At 42.4% G+C, this 18,100-nt stretch carries 13 protein-coding genes and 1 pseudogene; 9 read left to right on the top strand and 5 right to left on the bottom strand.

Going from position 1 to position 18,100, the window contains the following annotated elements; all coding sequences use genetic code 11:
* Positions 1–21 precede the first annotated feature (21 nt).
* On the bottom strand, positions 22–1,212 hold the full coding sequence (locus GYO_RS40665; RefSeq protein ID WP_014115459.1) for an MFS transporter: 1,191 nt from the start codon (positions 1,210–1,212) through the stop codon (positions 22–24).
* 21 nt (positions 1,213–1,233) lie between these two features.
* On the bottom strand, positions 1,234–1,647 hold the full coding sequence (locus GYO_RS40660) for a MarR family winged helix-turn-helix transcriptional regulator (protein WP_003235672.1): 414 nt from the start codon (positions 1,645–1,647) through the stop codon (positions 1,234–1,236).
* Between the two features lie 224 nt (positions 1,648–1,871).
* Between GYO_RS40660 and GYO_RS43565 the strand changes: the two genes are divergently transcribed.
* The 5 genes from GYO_RS43565 (at position 1,872) to flhP (ending at position 5,272) form a co-directional block, all read left to right on the top strand.
* Positions 1,872–1,982, top strand: coding sequence for a protein usd (locus tag GYO_RS43565; protein WP_072181869.1), 111 nt, complete (start codon positions 1,872–1,874; stop codon positions 1,980–1,982).
* A gap of 14 nt (positions 1,983–1,996) precedes the next feature.
* On the top strand, positions 1,997–2,278 hold the full coding sequence (spoIIID, locus tag GYO_RS40655) for a sporulation transcriptional regulator SpoIIID (protein WP_003221804.1): 282 nt from the start codon (positions 1,997–1,999) through the stop codon (positions 2,276–2,278).
* Between the two features lie 178 nt (positions 2,279–2,456).
* Positions 2,457–3,458, top strand: a complete 1,002-nt coding sequence (gene mbl, locus GYO_RS40650) for a cell shape-determining protein Mbl (RefSeq protein WP_014115458.1) — start codon at positions 2,457–2,459, stop codon at positions 3,456–3,458.
* A 159-nt stretch (positions 3,459–3,617) separates the two neighbouring features.
* Entirely contained in the window at positions 3,618–4,430 is an 813-nt protein-coding gene (gene flhO, locus GYO_RS40645) for a flagellar hook-basal body complex protein FlhO (RefSeq protein WP_014115457.1), read from the top strand.
* Between the two features lie 32 nt (positions 4,431–4,462).
* Entirely contained in the window at positions 4,463–5,272 is an 810-nt protein-coding gene (flhP, locus tag GYO_RS40640) for a flagellar hook-basal body complex protein FlhP (protein WP_014115456.1), read from the top strand.
* 20 nt (positions 5,273–5,292) lie between these two features.
* Here flhP and rapD read toward each other — a convergent pair whose 3' ends face one another.
* Positions 5,293–6,357 carry an aspartate phosphatase RapD gene (rapD, locus tag GYO_RS40635; protein ID WP_041521092.1) on the bottom strand — a complete coding sequence of 355 codons (1,065 nt, stop codon included), beginning with the start codon at positions 6,355–6,357 and terminating at the stop codon, positions 5,293–5,295.
* A 191-nt stretch (positions 6,358–6,548) separates the two neighbouring features.
* Between rapD and fabZ the strand changes: the two genes are divergently transcribed.
* Positions 6,549–6,974, top strand: coding sequence for a 3-hydroxyacyl-ACP dehydratase FabZ (gene fabZ, locus GYO_RS40630; protein WP_003221796.1), 426 nt, complete (start codon positions 6,549–6,551; stop codon positions 6,972–6,974).
* Between the two features lie 73 nt (positions 6,975–7,047).
* Positions 7,048–7,440, top strand: a complete 393-nt coding sequence (gene mscL / locus GYO_RS40625; RefSeq protein ID WP_014115454.1) for a large conductance mechanosensitive channel protein MscL — start codon at positions 7,048–7,050, stop codon at positions 7,438–7,440.
* Between the two features lie 38 nt (positions 7,441–7,478).
* Here the strand turns inward: mscL and GYO_RS44195 are convergent, their stop codons facing one another.
* Positions 7,479–8,444 (bottom strand): histidine kinase, encoded by a 966-nt coding sequence (locus GYO_RS44195; protein ID WP_238528884.1) that lies wholly within the window; start codon positions 8,442–8,444, stop codon positions 7,479–7,481.
* A 225-nt stretch (positions 8,445–8,669) separates the two neighbouring features.
* Positions 8,670–9,350, bottom strand: a pseudogene (locus GYO_RS44360) (sensor histidine kinase); the annotation flags it as partial.
* Positions 9,351–10,737: 1,387 nt separating this feature from the next.
* Here GYO_RS44360 and GYO_RS40615 point away from each other — a divergent pair.
* Positions 10,738–11,814, top strand: a complete 1,077-nt coding sequence (locus GYO_RS40615; protein WP_014115452.1) for a response regulator — start codon at positions 10,738–10,740, stop codon at positions 11,812–11,814.
* A gap of 319 nt (positions 11,815–12,133) precedes the next feature.
* Entirely contained in the window at positions 12,134–18,076 is a 5,943-nt protein-coding gene (locus GYO_RS40610; RefSeq protein WP_014115451.1) for a SpaA isopeptide-forming pilin-related protein, read from the top strand.
* Positions 18,077–18,100: the final 24 nt, after the last annotated feature.

Raw genomic sequence — 18,100 nt, 5'->3', positions numbered from 1 at the left:
CAATTCCCGGCAGTCTGAGCGTTATTCTGCAATAGACACTTTTCCTTCAGCTTCAGCAGGTTTTTTCTGGCTCCACGCGTAGAGAAGCAGAGCAATCAGAACGAACAGCCCCGCTGATAAATAAATGGCAGAGAAGCCGGCAGATGCTACAAACAATCCAAAAACATACGATCCTACAGCAATTCCGCTGTCAAAGAAGGTAAAGAACGTTGCCGTTGCAAAACCTGAGCGGTGCGCGGGAGATTTCTGGATCGCCAATGTTTGCATGCAAGGAACGATTGATCCGTATCCGAGACCGATAACCGCTCCTGAAAGAAGGAGCATTAAGCCGCTGTGTGTGAAGGACAGCATGCAGAGCCCCACTGAGAAAATCAAGATAGATGGGTAAATGACAATTCCCGGTCCGACTTTGTCGAACAATTTCCCTGTGAACGGGCGTGCAACCATCATTGTCACTGCAAAGCAAACAAAGAAATATCCGCTGATATTCGAAAGATCAACTGATTTGGCGAATACAGACAAATACGCTGTGACAGTTGAATAACAGAAAGAAATAAATAAACCGACCGTCGCAATCTTAAGTGCGCCTTTTTCAAACATATCCGAGAACGAAAAACGGAATACAGTCGTGCCGCTGTCTTGGTTTTGGGGCACCTTTATCAAGAACGAAACAAGCAAGCCTGCAACCATAAACAGCGCAAAGGCTGTAAAGAATACAGAGAAGCTTACGACCTTCATCAAGTTCAATCCAAGGAAAGGCCCGATTGCCATGGCGAGGTTCATAGACATGGCAAAGTATCCAAGCCCTTCACCGCGGCGTTTGGCCGGAATAATATCCGCTGCAATTGCACCTGTAACAGTCGTTAAAATGCTGAACCAAATTCCTTGGAAGAACCGCAAGCCAAGCAGCAGGTAAAAGTTATGAATCGGCATATACAGAAAAGAAGAAAGGGCGAATAACGCCATTGAGACAATTGCCATTCTTTTCTTCCCGAAACGCTCAACGATGGCTCCGGAGAAAGGCCGTGTAATGATCGCTGACAGAAGGAACAGGCTGATTAAAAGCCCGCCTTGTGATTCTGTGCCGCCAAGCTCTTGAAGCGTATAGATCGGCAGTACAGTTAAAAATGTATAAAAGAACACAAACACAAATAAATTGACAAGCAGGACCATAATAAAATCCTTGGTCCATATCGCATCCGTTTTTTTCAAATGTATGTCACTTCCTTATTTTCATTGTTGTAAAAACATGCGAAATAAATGAGAAAAAGCTTCCTTATCTTCATCCCGGAAATCTGCAAGCAGTTCTTCCTCGAATTTCAGCATTTTCACATTGATTTCTTCGTATTTTTTCTCGGCTTCTTTTGTGAGGACAACAAGTTTTTCCCGTTTGTCTTCACCTTGCCGTCTCTGTACCCAACCGTTTTCCTCCAGACGTTTGATCGTCCGTGTCACAGTCGGCGCTTCCACATTTAAATAGGACCAAATCTCTTTTTGAGTCATTGGTCCGATCGTACGCAAACAATATAAAACTGACCATTGAGATGAATAAAGGCCGAATGGCTCCAGCTGTTCATTGGCTTTCTTGGCAATCAGGCGGGCGCTTTGGTTGATTTGATGAATGAGGTGTCTGTTGACGTAGGTCATTTCGTTCTCCTTCTAAAAAACTTACCTAAGTAACTAATTGCTTTTTTCATTTTACAGGAGCGGTGAATGGATGTAAAGATAAAAATTTAGTGACGCGAAATAGTTGGCTAAAGCCGAAAAAGTTCGTTTCACCCCTTGTCCTTATTGAGTTTTTAGCATATTCCCAACAGAATGCTAATACACTGTTACAAACCTAACAAAGAGAGTGTTTGAGGTGAGGGATCGTGGGCATATTTCACAAACTTACTTTTAAAACCATACAACGAAGAAGCGGCATAATGAATGACTCTTTACACAATACGGATCTCATTTCACACTTCTCACATCCATTTTAGGGAGGTCGAGTGGTGTGCACGATTACATCAAAGAGCGAACAATCAAGATAGGGAAGTACATCGTGGAGACAAAGAAAACCGTTCGTGTCATTGCGAAGGAATTTGGTGTTTCCAAAAGTACAGTACACAAGGATTTAACAGAGCGTCTGCCTGAAATTAACCCTGACTTGGCAAACGAAGTGAAGGAAATACTCGATTATCATAAATCCATCAGGCATTTAAGAGGAGGAGAAGCGACAAAACTCAAATATAAAAAAGATGAAATTCTCGAAGGAGAGCCTGTTCAGCAATCGTAATTACCAGCTGTTATCAGTTGGCATTGTCTTCTTGAAATCGTTCATAAAACATCCGCAAAAATTTGTAAAGAACTTAATGCGCTTCCAACTTTTTTTCTATATTTTATGATAATATATATAATTAGGGCACAATGTGGATATTTACTGTGAAACAGATTTTCAAGGAGGATATAAATAGATGTTTGCAAGGGATATTGGTATTGACCTCGGTACTGCAAATGTACTGATCCATGTTAAAGGTAAAGGAATTGTTCTGAATGAACCTTCCGTAGTTGCACTTGATAAAAACAGCGGCAAAGTGCTGGCGGTTGGCGAAGAGGCAAGACGAATGGTTGGACGTACACCTGGGAATATTGTTGCGATTCGCCCGCTGAAAGACGGAGTTATTGCTGACTTTGAAGTAACAGAAGCAATGCTGAAGCATTTTATTAACAAGCTGAATGTAAAAGGCTTGTTCTCAAAACCGCGCATGCTCATTTGCTGCCCGACGAATATTACATCCGTTGAGCAAAAAGCAATCAAAGAAGCCGCAGAAAAAAGCGGCGGTAAACATGTGTACCTTGAAGAAGAACCTAAAGTTGCCGCTATCGGCGCGGGTATGGAAATATTCCAGCCAAGCGGTAACATGGTTGTAGACATCGGAGGCGGGACGACGGATATCGCGGTTATCTCAATGGGCGATATTGTCACCTCCTCTTCTATTAAAATGGCTGGGGACAAGTTTGACATGGAAATCTTAAATTACATCAAACGCGAGTACAAGCTGCTGATCGGCGAACGTACTGCGGAAGATATTAAGATTAAAGTCGCAACAGTTTTCCCAGACGCACGTCAAGAGGAAATTTCCATTCGCGGACGGGACATGGTTTCCGGTCTTCCTAGAACAATTACAGTAAACAGCAAAGAAGTAGAAGAAGCCCTTCGCGAATCTGTAGCTGTTATTGTGCAGGCGGCGAAACAAGTGCTTGAAAGAACACCGCCTGAGCTTTCTGCTGATATCATTGACCGCGGTGTTATCATTACCGGCGGCGGAGCGCTCTTAAATGGCCTCGACCAGCTGCTTGCTGAAGAGCTGAAGGTGCCGGTGCTTGTTGCTGAAAATCCAATGGATTGTGTAGCAGTCGGCACAGGTGTCATGCTTGATAATATGGACAAGCTTCCTAAACGCAAACTAAGCTGATCACTTAAACCTCATTCTGAAAAAGAATGGGGTTTTTTTATGAAAACTCTTCACGAATTGATGAGAAATGCCGATAATAGGGTAAAATACTGAATTCTATTATAGAACGAATGTTCCTATATGACAACTGGAAAAAATGCCATTTTAGAGGTGGGAAACTTGTTAAAAGGATTATATACAGCAACATCCGCAATGATTGCCCAGCAGCGAAGAACGGAAATGCTTTCAAATAATATTGCAAATGCAAATACATCCGGATATAAAGCTGATCAAGGCTCTATGCGCGCGTTCCCTGAGATGCTGCTCAGCAGAATAGAATCAAAATCTCCGGCCGGAACATCAAGGACGGAAATCGGTTCCGTGAATACCGGTGTGTATATGCAGGAGCTTAAGCCCCTTTTCACACAGGGGAGCTTGAAGTCCACAGATCAGCCTACAGACATCACATTGGTCGAAAATCAAGTTCCGGTTAATACAGAAACCAATGAAAACGCGGCTCTTTTTTACCCGGTTCAGACAGCGGACGGAATCCGTTATTCAAAAAGCAGCACTTTTTCACTAAATGAGAATAATCAGCTGACGATCAACGGGCGTCCTATTTTATCGACGGATAGCCAGCCGATTACTGTTGATAATGAGAACTTCACTGTGTCTGAAAACGGTACTGTGACAACGAACGGACGGACAGCTGGCCAGATTGATGTCAGAATGGCGGAGGATGTCCGCAATCTGAAAAGGGACGGAAATGATCTGTACAGCACGGCAGACGGCAATGATCTGCCAAGCGCAGCCGGCAATAACCAGGTATCCTATTCATTAAAACAAGGCGTCTCGGAGCTTTCAAACGTGGATGTGACAAGTGCTTATACAGAAATGACTGAAGCGTACAGATCGTTTGAGGCCAATCAGAAGGTTATTCAGGCTTACGATAAAAGTATGGATAAAGCAGCCAATGAAATCGGAAAAATCTAAGATAACGGAAGAAAAAACGGGGGACATCAACTATGCTCAGGTCAATGCTAACGGCATCAACAACCTTAAACCAGCTGCAGCAGCAGATTGACACAATCAGCAGCAACCTTTCAAACAGCAACACAACCGGCTATAAGGCAAAAGATACGAATTTTTCTGAGCTAGTCAGACAGCAATTCGATCAGGTTGATGAAAAAAATGAGGAAGTGGCAAAAGCCCGAAAAACGCCGCCCGGCTTGCGCCTTGGCGTCGGAGCGATGATGAATTCACGCCTTGTATCTGATCAAGGAAGCATTCAGAAGACGGATCGCGATCTGGATATCGCGTTTACGTCTCCATACCAATATCTTCAGGTTAACGTGAATGGAAACCGCCAGTACACGAGGGACGGAGCGCTGTATGTAACGTCTTCAGCTGCAAATGCCAACCAGCTTCAGCTCGTTACTGGAAATGGGAATCCGGTGCTTGATGAAAACGGCAATACAGTGAACATCGACAGCTCAATGAAGAATATCACCATCAATAAAAACGGCACGTTAACCGCATCTGACGGAAACGCGGTCCAGCGGTTTAATCTCGGAGTTGTCCAAGTGAATAACCCTCAAGAGCTGAAATCGGAAGGAAATAACCTGTTCTCTATTGATAATGCGGCAGCTTTTGAAGAGCTGAATGGCGCTAATAGACAAAACATCGGCATAGAGCAGGGCTCGCTTGAGATGTCCAATGTCGATATTTCAGAACAAATGACAGATTTGATCACGTCCCAGCGTTCATATCAGCTGAACAGCAGAACGATTACAATGGGAGATCAAATGCTCGGTTTAATCAATTCAGTCAGATAATAAGAAATGGGCGTTTTCAATCAGCCGCGCAGGATAAAAAAAGCGGCTTTTTCGAAATCGTCCTTTTTTTTGTAGTATTCCGTGATATCTTCTAAAAGCACCTCTAAATCCACCCACGCTTCAATTTTTTCTAATTCAAGCACATATTCGAGCAGCTGATCATAAGGGTCTTCAACTGATGTGTAGAGCGCTTCGAGCGTTTTTAATTTTAGATAAATGGTTTGAATGTCTACCTTTTCTGATAATTCTTTCCCTTTTTGCAGGACGGCTTTCGCTTCTGTGACCTTTCCTGTTTTAAAAAGCGCTCTGACAGATTCGTACACACAGTGCAGATACGAGACGGGAGAATTCGTTTCAAATTCTTGATTCCTTAATACTTTTTTAAAGTAAAGAAGCGCTTCCTGGTCTTTTTTTTCGGTTGCTTTTAAAAAGCCAAGGTTATAATAAGCGTGGCAAAGCAGGTTTTCGTCATGTAATTGCTGGGTTTTCCTAATGATTTCTTTAAAAAGCTGTTCAGCTTTTTCATAGCGTTCTTGATCAATATAATTAACGGCGAGCAAAAGCTTGCAGGTGATCACCTTTTTTATATAGCCGAATTGGTGTAAATAGATGTGTAATGCTTTTTTGACGTATTGGATGGAAAGCGGCGGTGATTTCATCAAGTAATAGGCGCCAGCGGTTTGATAATATAAATCAGCGGCTTCAAACGTGTTTTGAATGGCGCCCAGGTACTGTTCAGCTTTTTTAAAATGATTCACTGCATGTTTCGGAGCTGTTTTTACCATTTCATATAATCCTGAGAAAAAATACAGATAATATTTCAATTCATCATCCATTTTGTCTTCCAGGCCGTATAGATCATCGAATAATGAATCAAGTCCGTTCTGGTTTTCAAAAAGCAGCTGATGGCGGGCCTGAAACAATTGATAACGCATCCAAAGTTTTGAGTTCTTTTTGATCTTCGGAAGGTGCTGGTCGATTTTCTCTTTCAGTGTGCAAACGTGATTCATTTTGCGTTTGCTCATTGCGGAATACCACTCGTCTAACATGTTTTGCATCCTTTTTTCAATAAACTTCGAAATCATTTTCCTACCTCTTTGCTATTGGTAAAATCTATAATTATCATATCATAACTTTTGACGGCTCTCATTGACAGTTGGTTACATTTTAGCGCGGTTGAAAAAGAGATTAATTCATAATATACTTTTCAAATGTACAGATTGGATCTTTAATGATTGCTATACATACTAATGCAGATGAAGGAGATGTCAAGAGAATGCTTGATACTCAGCAAATTAAAGAAATTATTCCTCACCGTTATCCGTTTTTGCTTGTAGACCGGATTACGGAAGTTGAAGAGGGCAAACGGGCAAAAGGCTATAAAAATGTAACCGCAAATGAAGAGTTCTTTAACGGGCATTTTCCTCAGTATCCGGTAATGCCCGGCGTATTAATCGTAGAAGCGCTTGCTCAAGTCGGAGCCGTTGCGATGCTGATTAAAGAAGAAAATCGCGGCAGACTGGCGTTCTTTGCGGGTATTGATAATTGCCGGTTTAAAAAACAAGTCAAGCCTGGTGATCAGCTTCACCTTGAGGTTGAAATCATTCGTGCACGCGGCACAATCGGACGCGGAAAAGGCGTTGCCACAGTTGATGGCGAAGTCGTTTGCGAAGTCGAACTGACTTTTGCCCTCGGAGAATAAATGAAAAAAGGCAGATGGGCAGCGGCACATTTGTCTTTTTTTCTTTCAAAACATGAGAAAAGCAGGTGATTGTATGTGGAATGAATTTAAGGCTTTTGCCATGCGCGGGAACATCGTTGACCTCGCGATTGGTGTTGTAATAGGCGGCGCGTTCGGGAAGATCGTCACATCTCTAGTCAATGATATCATCATGCCTTTAGTCGGCTTGCTGCTAGGAGGGCTTGATTTTTCAGGTTTATCGTTTACGTTTGGCGATGCTGTGGTGAAGTACGGCAGCTTTATACAGACAATTGTGAACTTCTTAATCATATCGTTTTCCATCTTTATTGTGATTCGGATTTTGAATGGGTTAAGGCGCAAAAAAGAAGCAGAAGAAGAGGCGGCGGAGGAAGCGCCGGATGCGCAAGAGGAGCTGCTGAAGGAAATCAGAGATCTGCTAAAGCAGCAAACAAAGTCGCCGGAATAAAAAGACTGCCGTTTTGAAACGGCAGTCTTTTTTTATTTTCAATTCCTTTCACTTAATGCTGCGGGGCTTTCTGTTGTTACAGCGAGATGAATGAGCATTGAAACAGAGGTGCCGGCATCCGGAGTGCTGCTAATCTTCAATTCACTTCCGCAAAAATGTTTCAGCCGCTGGTTGATATTTTTCAATCCGACGCTGCGATCGAAATCCGCAGATAAGAGATCTTCTCGTTTTTCCGGAGCTATGCCGGCACCGTTATCTTCTACTTTGATGTAATACTCATTCTCGCTTTGTTTTTTAGCTGTCAGCTTGACCCATCCTCCGCCTCTTTTCTTGCTGACGCCGTGAAGAACGGCATTTTCCACCAAGGGCTGAATCATTAAAGGAGGAAGGATAAAGTCAATGTCTTCTTCTATATCAAAAATGATGTCCAGCCGATCGCCGAAGCGTGTCTTTTCTATGGAAAGATAGGAATTGATAATAGAAAGCTCATGTTTGAATGAACTGATGGCAGATGTATTTTGGAAATCAAAACTCATTCTTAAATAGTTGGTAAATTCCTCTGTTACCTCCCGCGCTTTTTCAATATCCAAATGGCTGAGAGAAATGATCGTGTTTAATACATTGTAAAGAAAATGAGGTTTGATTTGCGATTGGAGAAATGCCATTTCCATTCTTGTGGCTTGATTTGCTGTATGTTTCATCATAATCAGGTTTTTGATACGCGCCATAAATTCAGAGTAATGATAAGGTTTTTGCAAAATGTCATTCGCTCCGGCATGAAAAGCCTTGTATTTGTCATGGCCGATAATGGCTGCTGTAATGATCAGAACGGGGAGATCAACCAAGCTGAATCGTTCACGAATTTTCGTACAGACTTCAAAACCCGACATATCCGGCATCATCAAGTCCAAAATAACCAAATCAAGCTTCGTGCAAGAGATGACTTCTAATGCTTCCTTTCCGTTTTTTGCAGCAATTACATTGTAGGGTACACCTTCAAGCATATCGCTTAAAATTTTTAAACTGTCAAGGTTATCATCGACAATCAGAATGGTTGGAGCGTCAGTTTTCTCAGAGTAATAAGGCGTTTTCAAAGAGATATCTGACATATTTATCTCGGATTGTAAATCAGAAAGACCCTTCTTTGTTTCAGGCACAGATTCATTTTGAGCAATTGGCAATGTGAAGTGGAATGCCGAACCTTTTCCCTCTTCCGATTCTACCCAAATGTCTCCGTTCTGGAGCTCAACCAGCTGTTTGACAATGCTTAGACCAAGACCGGCTCCGTCGTCTTTATTCGTTTCGGCTTGCTGAAAAGACTCAAAGATGGTTTGGCGATCGGTTTCTGAGATGCCGCTTCCGGTATCTGTTACTGTCACCTTGATCATGTTATCGTTCAGTTTTGAAGCAGAAAGTGTGATTTGGCCCTCCGCTGTATACTTGATTGCATTGTCTACTAGATTGGTTACAATTTGCCGAAAGCGGTTTTCATCTGCAAGTACCAAAGGAAGGCCGGGTGGAATATGGTTCATAATGTTCAAGTTTTTATGCCTGGACAAAAGATGATAAAAATTCATTTCCGAACTGATTAAAGTGTAAATATCAACAGGAACCGGGTGAATCTGAAGCATGCCTTGTTTTATTTTTTCTAAATCCAGGATGTCATTCACCAGATTGGACAGCCTGTAGCCCATGCGGATGACAAGCTGCATATTATCTTTCTCTTCTTCTATTGTTCTTTTTCTTCTTCCGGCCAGCAGGGTCTGGCATATATTAATAATACTGTTCAGCGGCGTTTTGAATTCATGCGACGTTTTGGCAATGAACTCGTCCTTTAGCCTATCAATATTGAGCAATTTCCGCGTCAAGACCTCATTTTCGCGGAAAGCGCCGGCGAATTGCTGTGCCATCAGAAGAACGATCGCCAGCAAAGCGATGACTGTTGGCAATGAGTAAATCGAATTAAATGAAAAAGCCGACTTCCCACTGTAAGCTGATATGGTCGTTAAAATAACAAAAGCACTCATTGAAATAGAAGCGATAGTAAGATACAGGCTTCCTTCCATTTTGCGGACCGCGGCAATTGTGAAAATATATGTGATATAAACCAGGGTCGAAACGGCTAGCACAGAATGTAATATGTATGAGGCATGGCCGATAAAACCCACGGTTAAAAAATCTGTGATCAAGACCAGCCCGGAAGAAACAGTGGCTATGAGAATAAAACGCTTTGAAACAATCTTCCGGTAAGCAAAATAGAGATAGAGAAAAACCGCAATGCTGACAAACACTGTAGAGATTGCCCTCATTGAATTTAGCAATGAAAATGAAATTGACGGATTGAGGAGAAATATAATCCGCTCTTTTCCGATCATCAGAATAATGAACGAAAACAGAAGACACATAACAGAAAAAAACAACAAATGTTTATCTTTTTTTCTTTGCAGGAAAAAGCCCAGAAAATATAATCCGGTAATGAAAAAAGCCGTAATCATGATTGAATCATTAAGAAAGGAAATTTTGTTCTCTCGCAATATGTTATCCTGCGTTCCAAAAGTAATCGGCTTTGCGATTCCCCACCCCGGCGTTTTTCCGAAGTTTGAAAATTGTACCACAAGTTCATTGTCACCCTTGTGAAGCGTAAAAAAGCTCGTATACGGTCTGTTTTGCGCTGTAAAATCAGGTTTATTTGAAGGGCTGCCGCTTTGTCCTATCAATTGGCCATTAAAATAGATGCGATTTGCACTGTAAATAAACGACGTGCTGATCCCGAAAACCTGATTGTCTTGCTTTGATCTGATCGTCAGCTTGTACGTTCCGTAATCTACGTTAATACCCTGCTTGGCCAGCTTCACATTACTGGGGACATCAACGAAGAGGGGATCTTTTCCTTTTGCTGAAGCGATCTCTTTTGGCGACAGCAGCTGATTGGGATATAATGTCCACTTTCCATTCAGCTGTACATTTCCATCCTTCTGAAAATCCCAGTTTTCCAAGTCCATGATCCCATGCTTTGCAGCAGGAAGTGTTGAACCAGAAAAATGGTCAATGGCTATAAAAACCATAAAGAATGCGGCATAACCGAAAATAATCGAAGTGAAAATGAATTTTTCTTTCATATCAATGCTCCTTTATAATAGGATTTTTCTAAATTCCTATTTTTATAAATATTGTAAGTGCAAACTTTCAAAAACTATAGATAGAAAGAAAAAGAATCCAGATAAAGGGACAATTTGGCATGATATAATAGAAGTTATTTACTGTTATCTCGATTTTATTTATAGGGTGTGATGTTTTGTGAAAGCGTTAATTGTTGATGATGAGCACCTGGCATTGCTTCACTTTAAAAATATGCTTGAACGGACAAACGCATTTCAATCTATTATGGCGTATCAAGATCCGATTGAAGTTCTGGAGCACCCAGAGATTCCTGCTGTAGATGCAGTGTTTCTTGATATTGAAATGCCGGGGGTTAACGGCATTGAGCTTGCTGAAGCGATTCAATCTATGAATGAAAACATCCAAGTCGTTTTCATCACGGCCTATAATGAGTTCGCTATCAAAGCGTTTGAGCTGAATGCCATTGATTATTTGCTGAAGCCTGTAAATTACAAGCGGCTCGAGACAACTGTTGAACGAATTAGAACGAATAACATGCTCAGAGCATCTGCAGAAAATACCGAGACGCATTTTTCTATCCAATGTTTTGGAAACCTGCAGTTTTATCAAACCTTAAAGGGTGTCAAAACAAATATTCCAGTCAAGTGGAGAACGTCGAAAGCACGCGAAATATACTCATTTTTACTTCATAACCTAGGCCGCGTGGTCAGTAAAGACATGCTAATCGATCTTTTTTGGCCTAATTACGATGTGTCAAAAGCAAGCACCCAGCTCTACTCAACCATTTATCAGATACGGAAATTACTCAGCCAGATCCCGTTCAGCCAAACAATAGAGAAGACCGATACAGGATATATTCTTCGGCTTTCAGGCGCAAAAATCGATGTTGCCGAATGGGAAAAGTCACTAAAAGAGGCTCCTCCGCTCAATACAGCTACATTACATCTGCACATGGATATTTTCATGGCCTATCAAAGTCATTACCTGTTAGAGTACGGCTATTTGTGGGCAGAACCGGAAAAGACGCGTCTCGCCCAGCTTTGGCTTGGAAAGGCTTATGAACTGATCGATTTCCTCATTCGGGAAATGAACGATCATCAAGCAATGGATATTTGCCTGCAGGCCGAGAAAATTGAGCCTTGCGATCATAAAATTATGCAATACAAGCTGCAGCTATTTAACAAAAACGGGAAGGTAGAAGAGGCAATAAAAGAATATCAGCGTTATAAACAAATGAAAGATCAGATTAATTGAAGAAGCAAAAAAACTTATCCAAACCAGTGTGTGTCGATTGCCTATCGATGCACACTGGTTTTTTTGTACAAGTCATTTAAAGGGAAGGCCCTCTCCATATGTCTCCGCTTGAAACTTCTAATCTCCAACTCATTCCATTTTTAGTTGTACAGAATTTGTATAGTTCCATTTCATACAATGTAGTTTGGTTCGGATGGCAATTCTTAGTTTTTAAACTCATTCGGCATTAGCAGTTATTTTTGGGGGATGAGACATGACTTTATGGTCTCGCGGATCAATCGGCAAGTGAAAAATAGATATGAAAGGGAGGAATGAAAAGTTGAGAACAAGGAGTTTTCCCTTAGGGCTGAAAAAAAGCGGGCGAATCGTTATGATCATAAGCCTGGCCATCTTTTTCTTCTTCAGCCAGATCGCAAGCTATACACTTACAGCACAGGCTGTGGACGTAACGTCAAGTGACAGCCAATTCTTCGATTCGGTGACGGTCAAGGAGGGCAATGACAAGATTGTTGACGGGTCAAAAGGAAATGAACCGGCAGTAACGCCGGGGGATGAAGTGACACTGACATATGAATGGTCATTAAAAAAAGATAAAGACGCAGAAAGCGAAAAAGATATCAATGTGGAGATACCTAAAAGCTTTACATTTGATAAAGGTGCAGAAGGTGAGATCAAATCTGCTGACCAAGTCATCGGCAGCTATCAAGTGCCGGCGGGCGGCAGCACCATGACGGTAAAATTAACAACTGCATCCGCGGATTCTCCTGATGCCAAGGGAGCCATTACACTGTCAGCCACGTTTACTGCAGATGTAAAAGACGATGAGCATACAGTAGCAGCCCTTTTTCAACTGGGGGGAGGCAAAACCCAGCAGGTGATCATCCCTGTTAAGAAAGATGAGACACCAGATGCCGAGGCGGAAGAGCCAAAAAACGACTCTTCTGAAACTGCGGGTGATCAGGAAGGGACAGATGACAAATCTACACCTTCAGTCAGCAAGGATCAAAAAGAGGAAGAACAACAGCCATCAGCCGACTCTAAGAGCAGCGACTCCTCTAAGAGTGATGATTCCAAAAAAGTGTCATCCTCAAGTCAATCAGCTTTCAAAAGCTTGCAAACTGAAGAAAAACAAATCACCCAACATATTTTAACCGGCGTGACACTGACGGATGAAAACGGGGAGCCATATGACAAGAGCAATCGTGCCAGCACAAATGCTCCGGTGAAAATTTCAATTGATTGGGCCATTCCTGACGATTTAGGAAAAACAATCAATGCCGGCGATACGTATGAATTTGATTTGCCTAAAGAATTTATTATGCATAATGACATTGTGAACCTGCCATTAAGAGCCGGAGACACCACATACGGGACATTTTCTATTGATACGAACGGACATGTGGTGATGACATTTAACGGCGAGGTAAAAGAAACTTCTAATGTCAAAGGCACATTGGTTATCAATACGCAGTTCAACGAGAAAAAAATAACGGGTTCGACAACACAAAAGATTCCATTCCCTGTGAATTCCGATACTCCTGAGACAACGGTTTATTTTAAACCGAATGTGAGTAAAACCATTGATAAATCAGGTGCTTTGGATAAAGGCATCAACCCCGGCAAAGTAACATGGACGGTCGATGTCAATAAAAAATTAGATCAAGTCAAGAATGCTAAACTCACAGAAAGCCTCCCGGATGGCTTAATCTACCGTTCAGTTAAAGTGTATGAACTCAATGTGAACATTGATGGTTCTGTAAGCAGAGGAAATGAAGTTTCTTCCGGCTATAGCGTTGATTCAAAAGGAAATGTCACATTTAACGGGACAATTGATTCAGCCTACCGCCTTGTGTACGAAACCGACATTGACAATAGCGCAAAGCCGAGCCAGGGCGGAAATGTGACGCTGACGAACAAGGCAGCATTCAGTGGAGACAATCTGGAACAAATTTCTGCAGAAGCCACTGTTACGGCCAAATATGGAAAAATGATCGCAAAATCATCTACCGGCTATAATGGAGAATCTCAAACATTCAGCTGGGCTATTGCATATAACTACGGTGAGAAACAGATCGACCAATCCAAGGCCAGCATTAAGGATTCTTTTGGAACTGGCGATTTGCACCTCGTGAAAGACTCTTTGAAGGTTATTCCTATTACCTTTGGACAGAACGGCAGTGAGCAAGCTGGAACGCCTTTAAAAGAAGGCGAGGACTACACGCTCACCGATAATGGAAGCGGATTTGAAATCAAATTTAATAAACCTGTTACCAGCGCTTACAAAATCACATATCAAACAAAGGTCAACAGCGGAGTGATCATTGATAAATCGACAACATACACCAATAGCGTGGTGACCGGAACAGGGGATACAAAAGAAGCTTCTGGAATAGCCATTCAACAGAACCTTATCAAAGGGTATTCAAATGTTGATTATGAGAAGAAGACGGTTGATTGGACGATTACAGTTAATAAAAATAACTATGAGATGAACAATTGGACGCTGGATGATCAATTCGAAAGCGGCGGATTGGTTCTGATTGATGACTCGTTCAAAATTCAAGACACAACGAACAACAAAACGTTGCAGAAAGACAAAGACTACACGTTGACAAAAAAACCCGAACATAAAGGCTTTACTTTGGCATTGATCGGGGATTACGCGAAAACAAACAGTCAATTTAAGATCACGTATACGACAACATTCAATGCCGATTATTCTAACGAAATCGTCAAGAACACAGCTCAGTCGACATGGACTGATCAATACGGCAATGAGCGCACGAATAAGGTATCAAGCAGTTTTACGCCGAATCATCAGACGACAAACAATGGATTCAAAAACGGATCATACAACGCAGTTTCAAAGGAAATCACGTGGAAAATCGGCATCAATTATAATGGCGAACCCACAAAAAATCCTTATATAAAAGATGTCATAACAGATCCTCAGCAATTTGTGCCGGGTTCCGTTGTGGTAAAGAGCTATACGATCAATAAAAACGGCTCCATCACAGAAGGAGACGCGCTTGACCCTTCCAAGTATGAGGTCGAAGAGCCTTCAGAAAAAAATGAACGCACTCTGACGGTACACCTTAAAACGGGCGATTCTGTGCCATACTTGATTGAGTTTAAGACATCGCTCAAAGGACAGGTCATTGATCAGAATCAGTACACAAACAAAGCGACCTACCATAATGACGGTTATGCAGACCGCACCTTGACGGGCTCTGTTTCAGTTACGAACGGAGGAAGTCTGGTTTTCAAAGGCGGCAAACAAAATGGAAGCTACATCGATTGGAACATCAATGTCAACTCCAGCCAATCAACGCTGGATGACGTAAAGGTTACTGATACGCCGGATGAAAATCAAATCCTAGATGCGGATTCTTTTAAAGTTTATCAAGCAAAATATGATGAAAACGGAGTGGTCAAAGACAGCAGCGGAAATCTGACTGCGAGAGATGTCGAGCTTCAAAAAGACAAAGACTACACGTTAGACATCAAAACTGACAATACAACAGGTGAACAATCGTTTGTCCTGAAATTCATAGGCAGCTATAAGCAAATTGACCGCGCCTATGTGATCAAATACCGGTCTCTGATTAACATAGCCGGCACGAATGGCCACGTTAAAAATAAAGTGTCCATTTCGGGAACAAATGTGAAGGAGCAGACTCAGGAAAACAGCAGCTCGATCTTTGTTGCCATTTCAAGCGGTGACGGTTCCGGATCCGGAGATAAAGGAAGCCTGACGATTTTTAAGACTGGAGAGGACGATAAAGCTCTTGAAGGAGCAGAATTCCAGTTATGGTCTGAGGATTCCAAACAGCTCCTCCGCACTGGCACGACGGATGCCGGCGGGAAGCTTACATTCGGAAATATTCGCTACGGTTCCTACGTATTAAAAGAGATAAAAGCGCCTGACGGATATACCATCAGCGATGCTTATGCAAAAGGAGTCTCTGTTAAGATAGACAGCAATTCCTCCAAGACAGGGGCACTGTACAAAGTCGTAAATCAACAGAACAAGGTGACGCTTATCAAACAAGACGAACAAAACAATCCTTTGGCGGGTGCTGTTTTCAAGCTGGAGAAAAAATCAAATGACGGCACCTATACTCTCATACGAACAGATATAAAATCCGATAAAAACGGAAAAGTGGAAATGAACGGTTTGCCGGCGGGCTACTACCGCTTGACAGAAACACAAGCTCCTGCAGGCTTTATCGTGAATACAAAAGCGATTCACTTCTCAATCGCAAAAAATGAAAAGAATCAAGTGTCTGATGTCAATTTAGGAGCAATGACCAATTACCAAGGGAAAGTCTCTCTAACGAAGGAAAATGCTGAAGGCCAGAAACTTGAAGGCGCAGTATTCAACATTGTCGATCAAGATGGAAATATCGTCAAAGAAAAGCTGACTTCGGATAAAGACGGAAAAGTTGAAGCTTCGGGCCTTGCGCCGGGCCGTTACGCCTTTGTGGAAACAAAAGCGCCATCCGGCTATGTGCTGAATACAACGAAAAAAGAATTTACCATCTCAGAATCTGCAGCAGGAAAGCCTGAAGCCGCAGATGCCGGAATTGCCGTTAACGATAAAGGCTCGGTTCAGCTGACGAAGGAAGATGCCGATGGTCAGAAGCTTGAAGGAGCCGTCTTTAGGATTATTGACAAGGAAGGAAATACGGTCCAAGAAGGGCTGACCTCAGATGAAAACGGGAGAGTCGCAGCTTCAGGCCTTGCACCGGGACACTATGCTTTTGTTGAAACGAAAGCGCCATCCGGCTATGTGTTAAACACGGAGAAAATAGAGTTTACGATTTCTGATTCCGCAGCAGGAAAGCCGGAACCAGTGAATGCCGGGACCGCTATCAACTATAAAGGCTCTGTTGAGTTGACGAAGGAAAATACTGAAGGCCAGAAACTGGAAGGTGCAGTTTTCAACATTGTCGACCAGGAAGGAAATACGGTTCAAGAAAAGCTGACTTCGGATAAAGACGGAAAAGTTAAGGCTTCGGACCTTGCACCGGGCCGCTATGCCTTTATTGAAACGAAAGCGCCATCTGGCTATGTGTTAAATACGGAGAAAATAGAGTTTATCATTTCTGAATCAGCAGCAGGAAAACCAGAATCTGCAGATGCCGGGATCGTCGTGAACGATAAAGGCTCGGTTCAGCTGACGAAGCAAGACCAAGATGGAAAAGGCTTAGCCGGCGCAGTATTCAAAATCACTGACAGCAATGGAAAAACAGTGAGAGACGATCTCGTTTCAAAAGAAGGCGGCAAAATTGAAGTTGACGGTTTAGCTCCGGGAAGCTATCAATTTGTTGAAAAACAGGCGCCAGATGGATATCTTTTATCCGAAAGCCCAGTGTCATTCACCATTAAGGGTGAATACAGCGGCAAACCTGAACAAGTGAAAGTAACAGCGGTTAATACCAAGAACCTTGTTGTTCTCACGAAAGTGGATCAGCATGATAAAAATAAAGTTCTTCAAGGCGCGGAGTTCAATCTGACAGACGCCAACGGCAAAGTACTGAAATCTGGCTTGACAACTGATGACAAAGGACAGCTCACGGTTCATGGCCTCAAAGCCGGCGAATATCAGTTTGTCGAAACAAAAGCGCCTAAGGATTATCATTTAGACCAAACACCTATATCGTTCAAGATCACAAATACAGACACGAAACCAGTTGATATCACCGCTGAAAACATATTGACACCAGGTGACGTGAATGTGACGAAAGTGGATCAAGATGATAAAACTACAGTTTTGGAGGGCGCTGAATTCAAGTTATTGGACGCAAGCGGCAAGCCTGTAAAAACTGACGGCTATGGCAAAGAGCTGCCTGAACTCTGGAAAACGGATAAAAAGGGGCAGTTCACAGTAAAAGGCCTTACGCCAGGAAGCTATCAATTTATTGAAACAAAGGCACCAGAAGGTTACAAACTGGATGAAACACCAATTGAATTCACAATAGAAAAAGGACAGCCAAAAGCTGTTGAGCTCGTTGTTTCTAATCAAAAAGTGAAAACACCAACGCCTGACAAATCTGACAAACCTACACCGGATGGAAATGTGAATGGAGATGGACATCATTCGAAAACCAGTGGCACAGATGGTGATTCGAAAACAGACAAATCCCTTCCAAAAACCGGAGATGCGGACAGCACATTGACGGTAATGATCGGTATCCTGCTGCTAATGGCAGGCGGAGGCTTAGCTGTTGCCTCAAGAAAGAAGCAAAGAAAGGGATAAATATGAAAGCACCTGATCATTGAA

Origin of the sequence: Bacillus spizizenii TU-B-10, assembly GCF_000227465.1 — a bacterium.
Taxonomy (GTDB): domain Bacteria; phylum Bacillota; class Bacilli; order Bacillales; family Bacillaceae; genus Bacillus; species Bacillus spizizenii.
The sequence above is the reverse complement of the archived record's forward strand: the minus strand, read 5'-3'. Positions and strand labels throughout refer to the sequence as shown.

Coding starts and splice junctions, on each gene's coding strand:
- GYO_RS44195 (WP_238528884.1), bottom strand. CDS start 8,444: ATGCTTGAAGGTGTACCCTACAATGTAATTGCTGCAAAAAACGGAAAG.
- mscL (WP_014115454.1), top strand. CDS start 7,048: ATGTGGAATGAATTTAAGGCTTTTGCCATGCGCGGGAACATCGTTGAC.
- mbl (WP_014115458.1), top strand. CDS start 2,457: ATGTTTGCAAGGGATATTGGTATTGACCTCGGTACTGCAAATGTACTG.
- rapD (WP_041521092.1), bottom strand. CDS start 6,357: ATGATTTCGAAGTTTATTGAAAAAAGGATGCAAAACATGTTAGACGAG.
- GYO_RS40660 (WP_003235672.1), bottom strand. CDS start 1,647: ATGACCTACGTCAACAGACACCTCATTCATCAAATCAACCAAAGCGCC.
- flhP (WP_014115456.1), top strand. CDS start 4,463: ATGCTCAGGTCAATGCTAACGGCATCAACAACCTTAAACCAGCTGCAG.
- fabZ (WP_003221796.1), top strand. CDS start 6,549: ATGCTTGATACTCAGCAAATTAAAGAAATTATTCCTCACCGTTATCCG.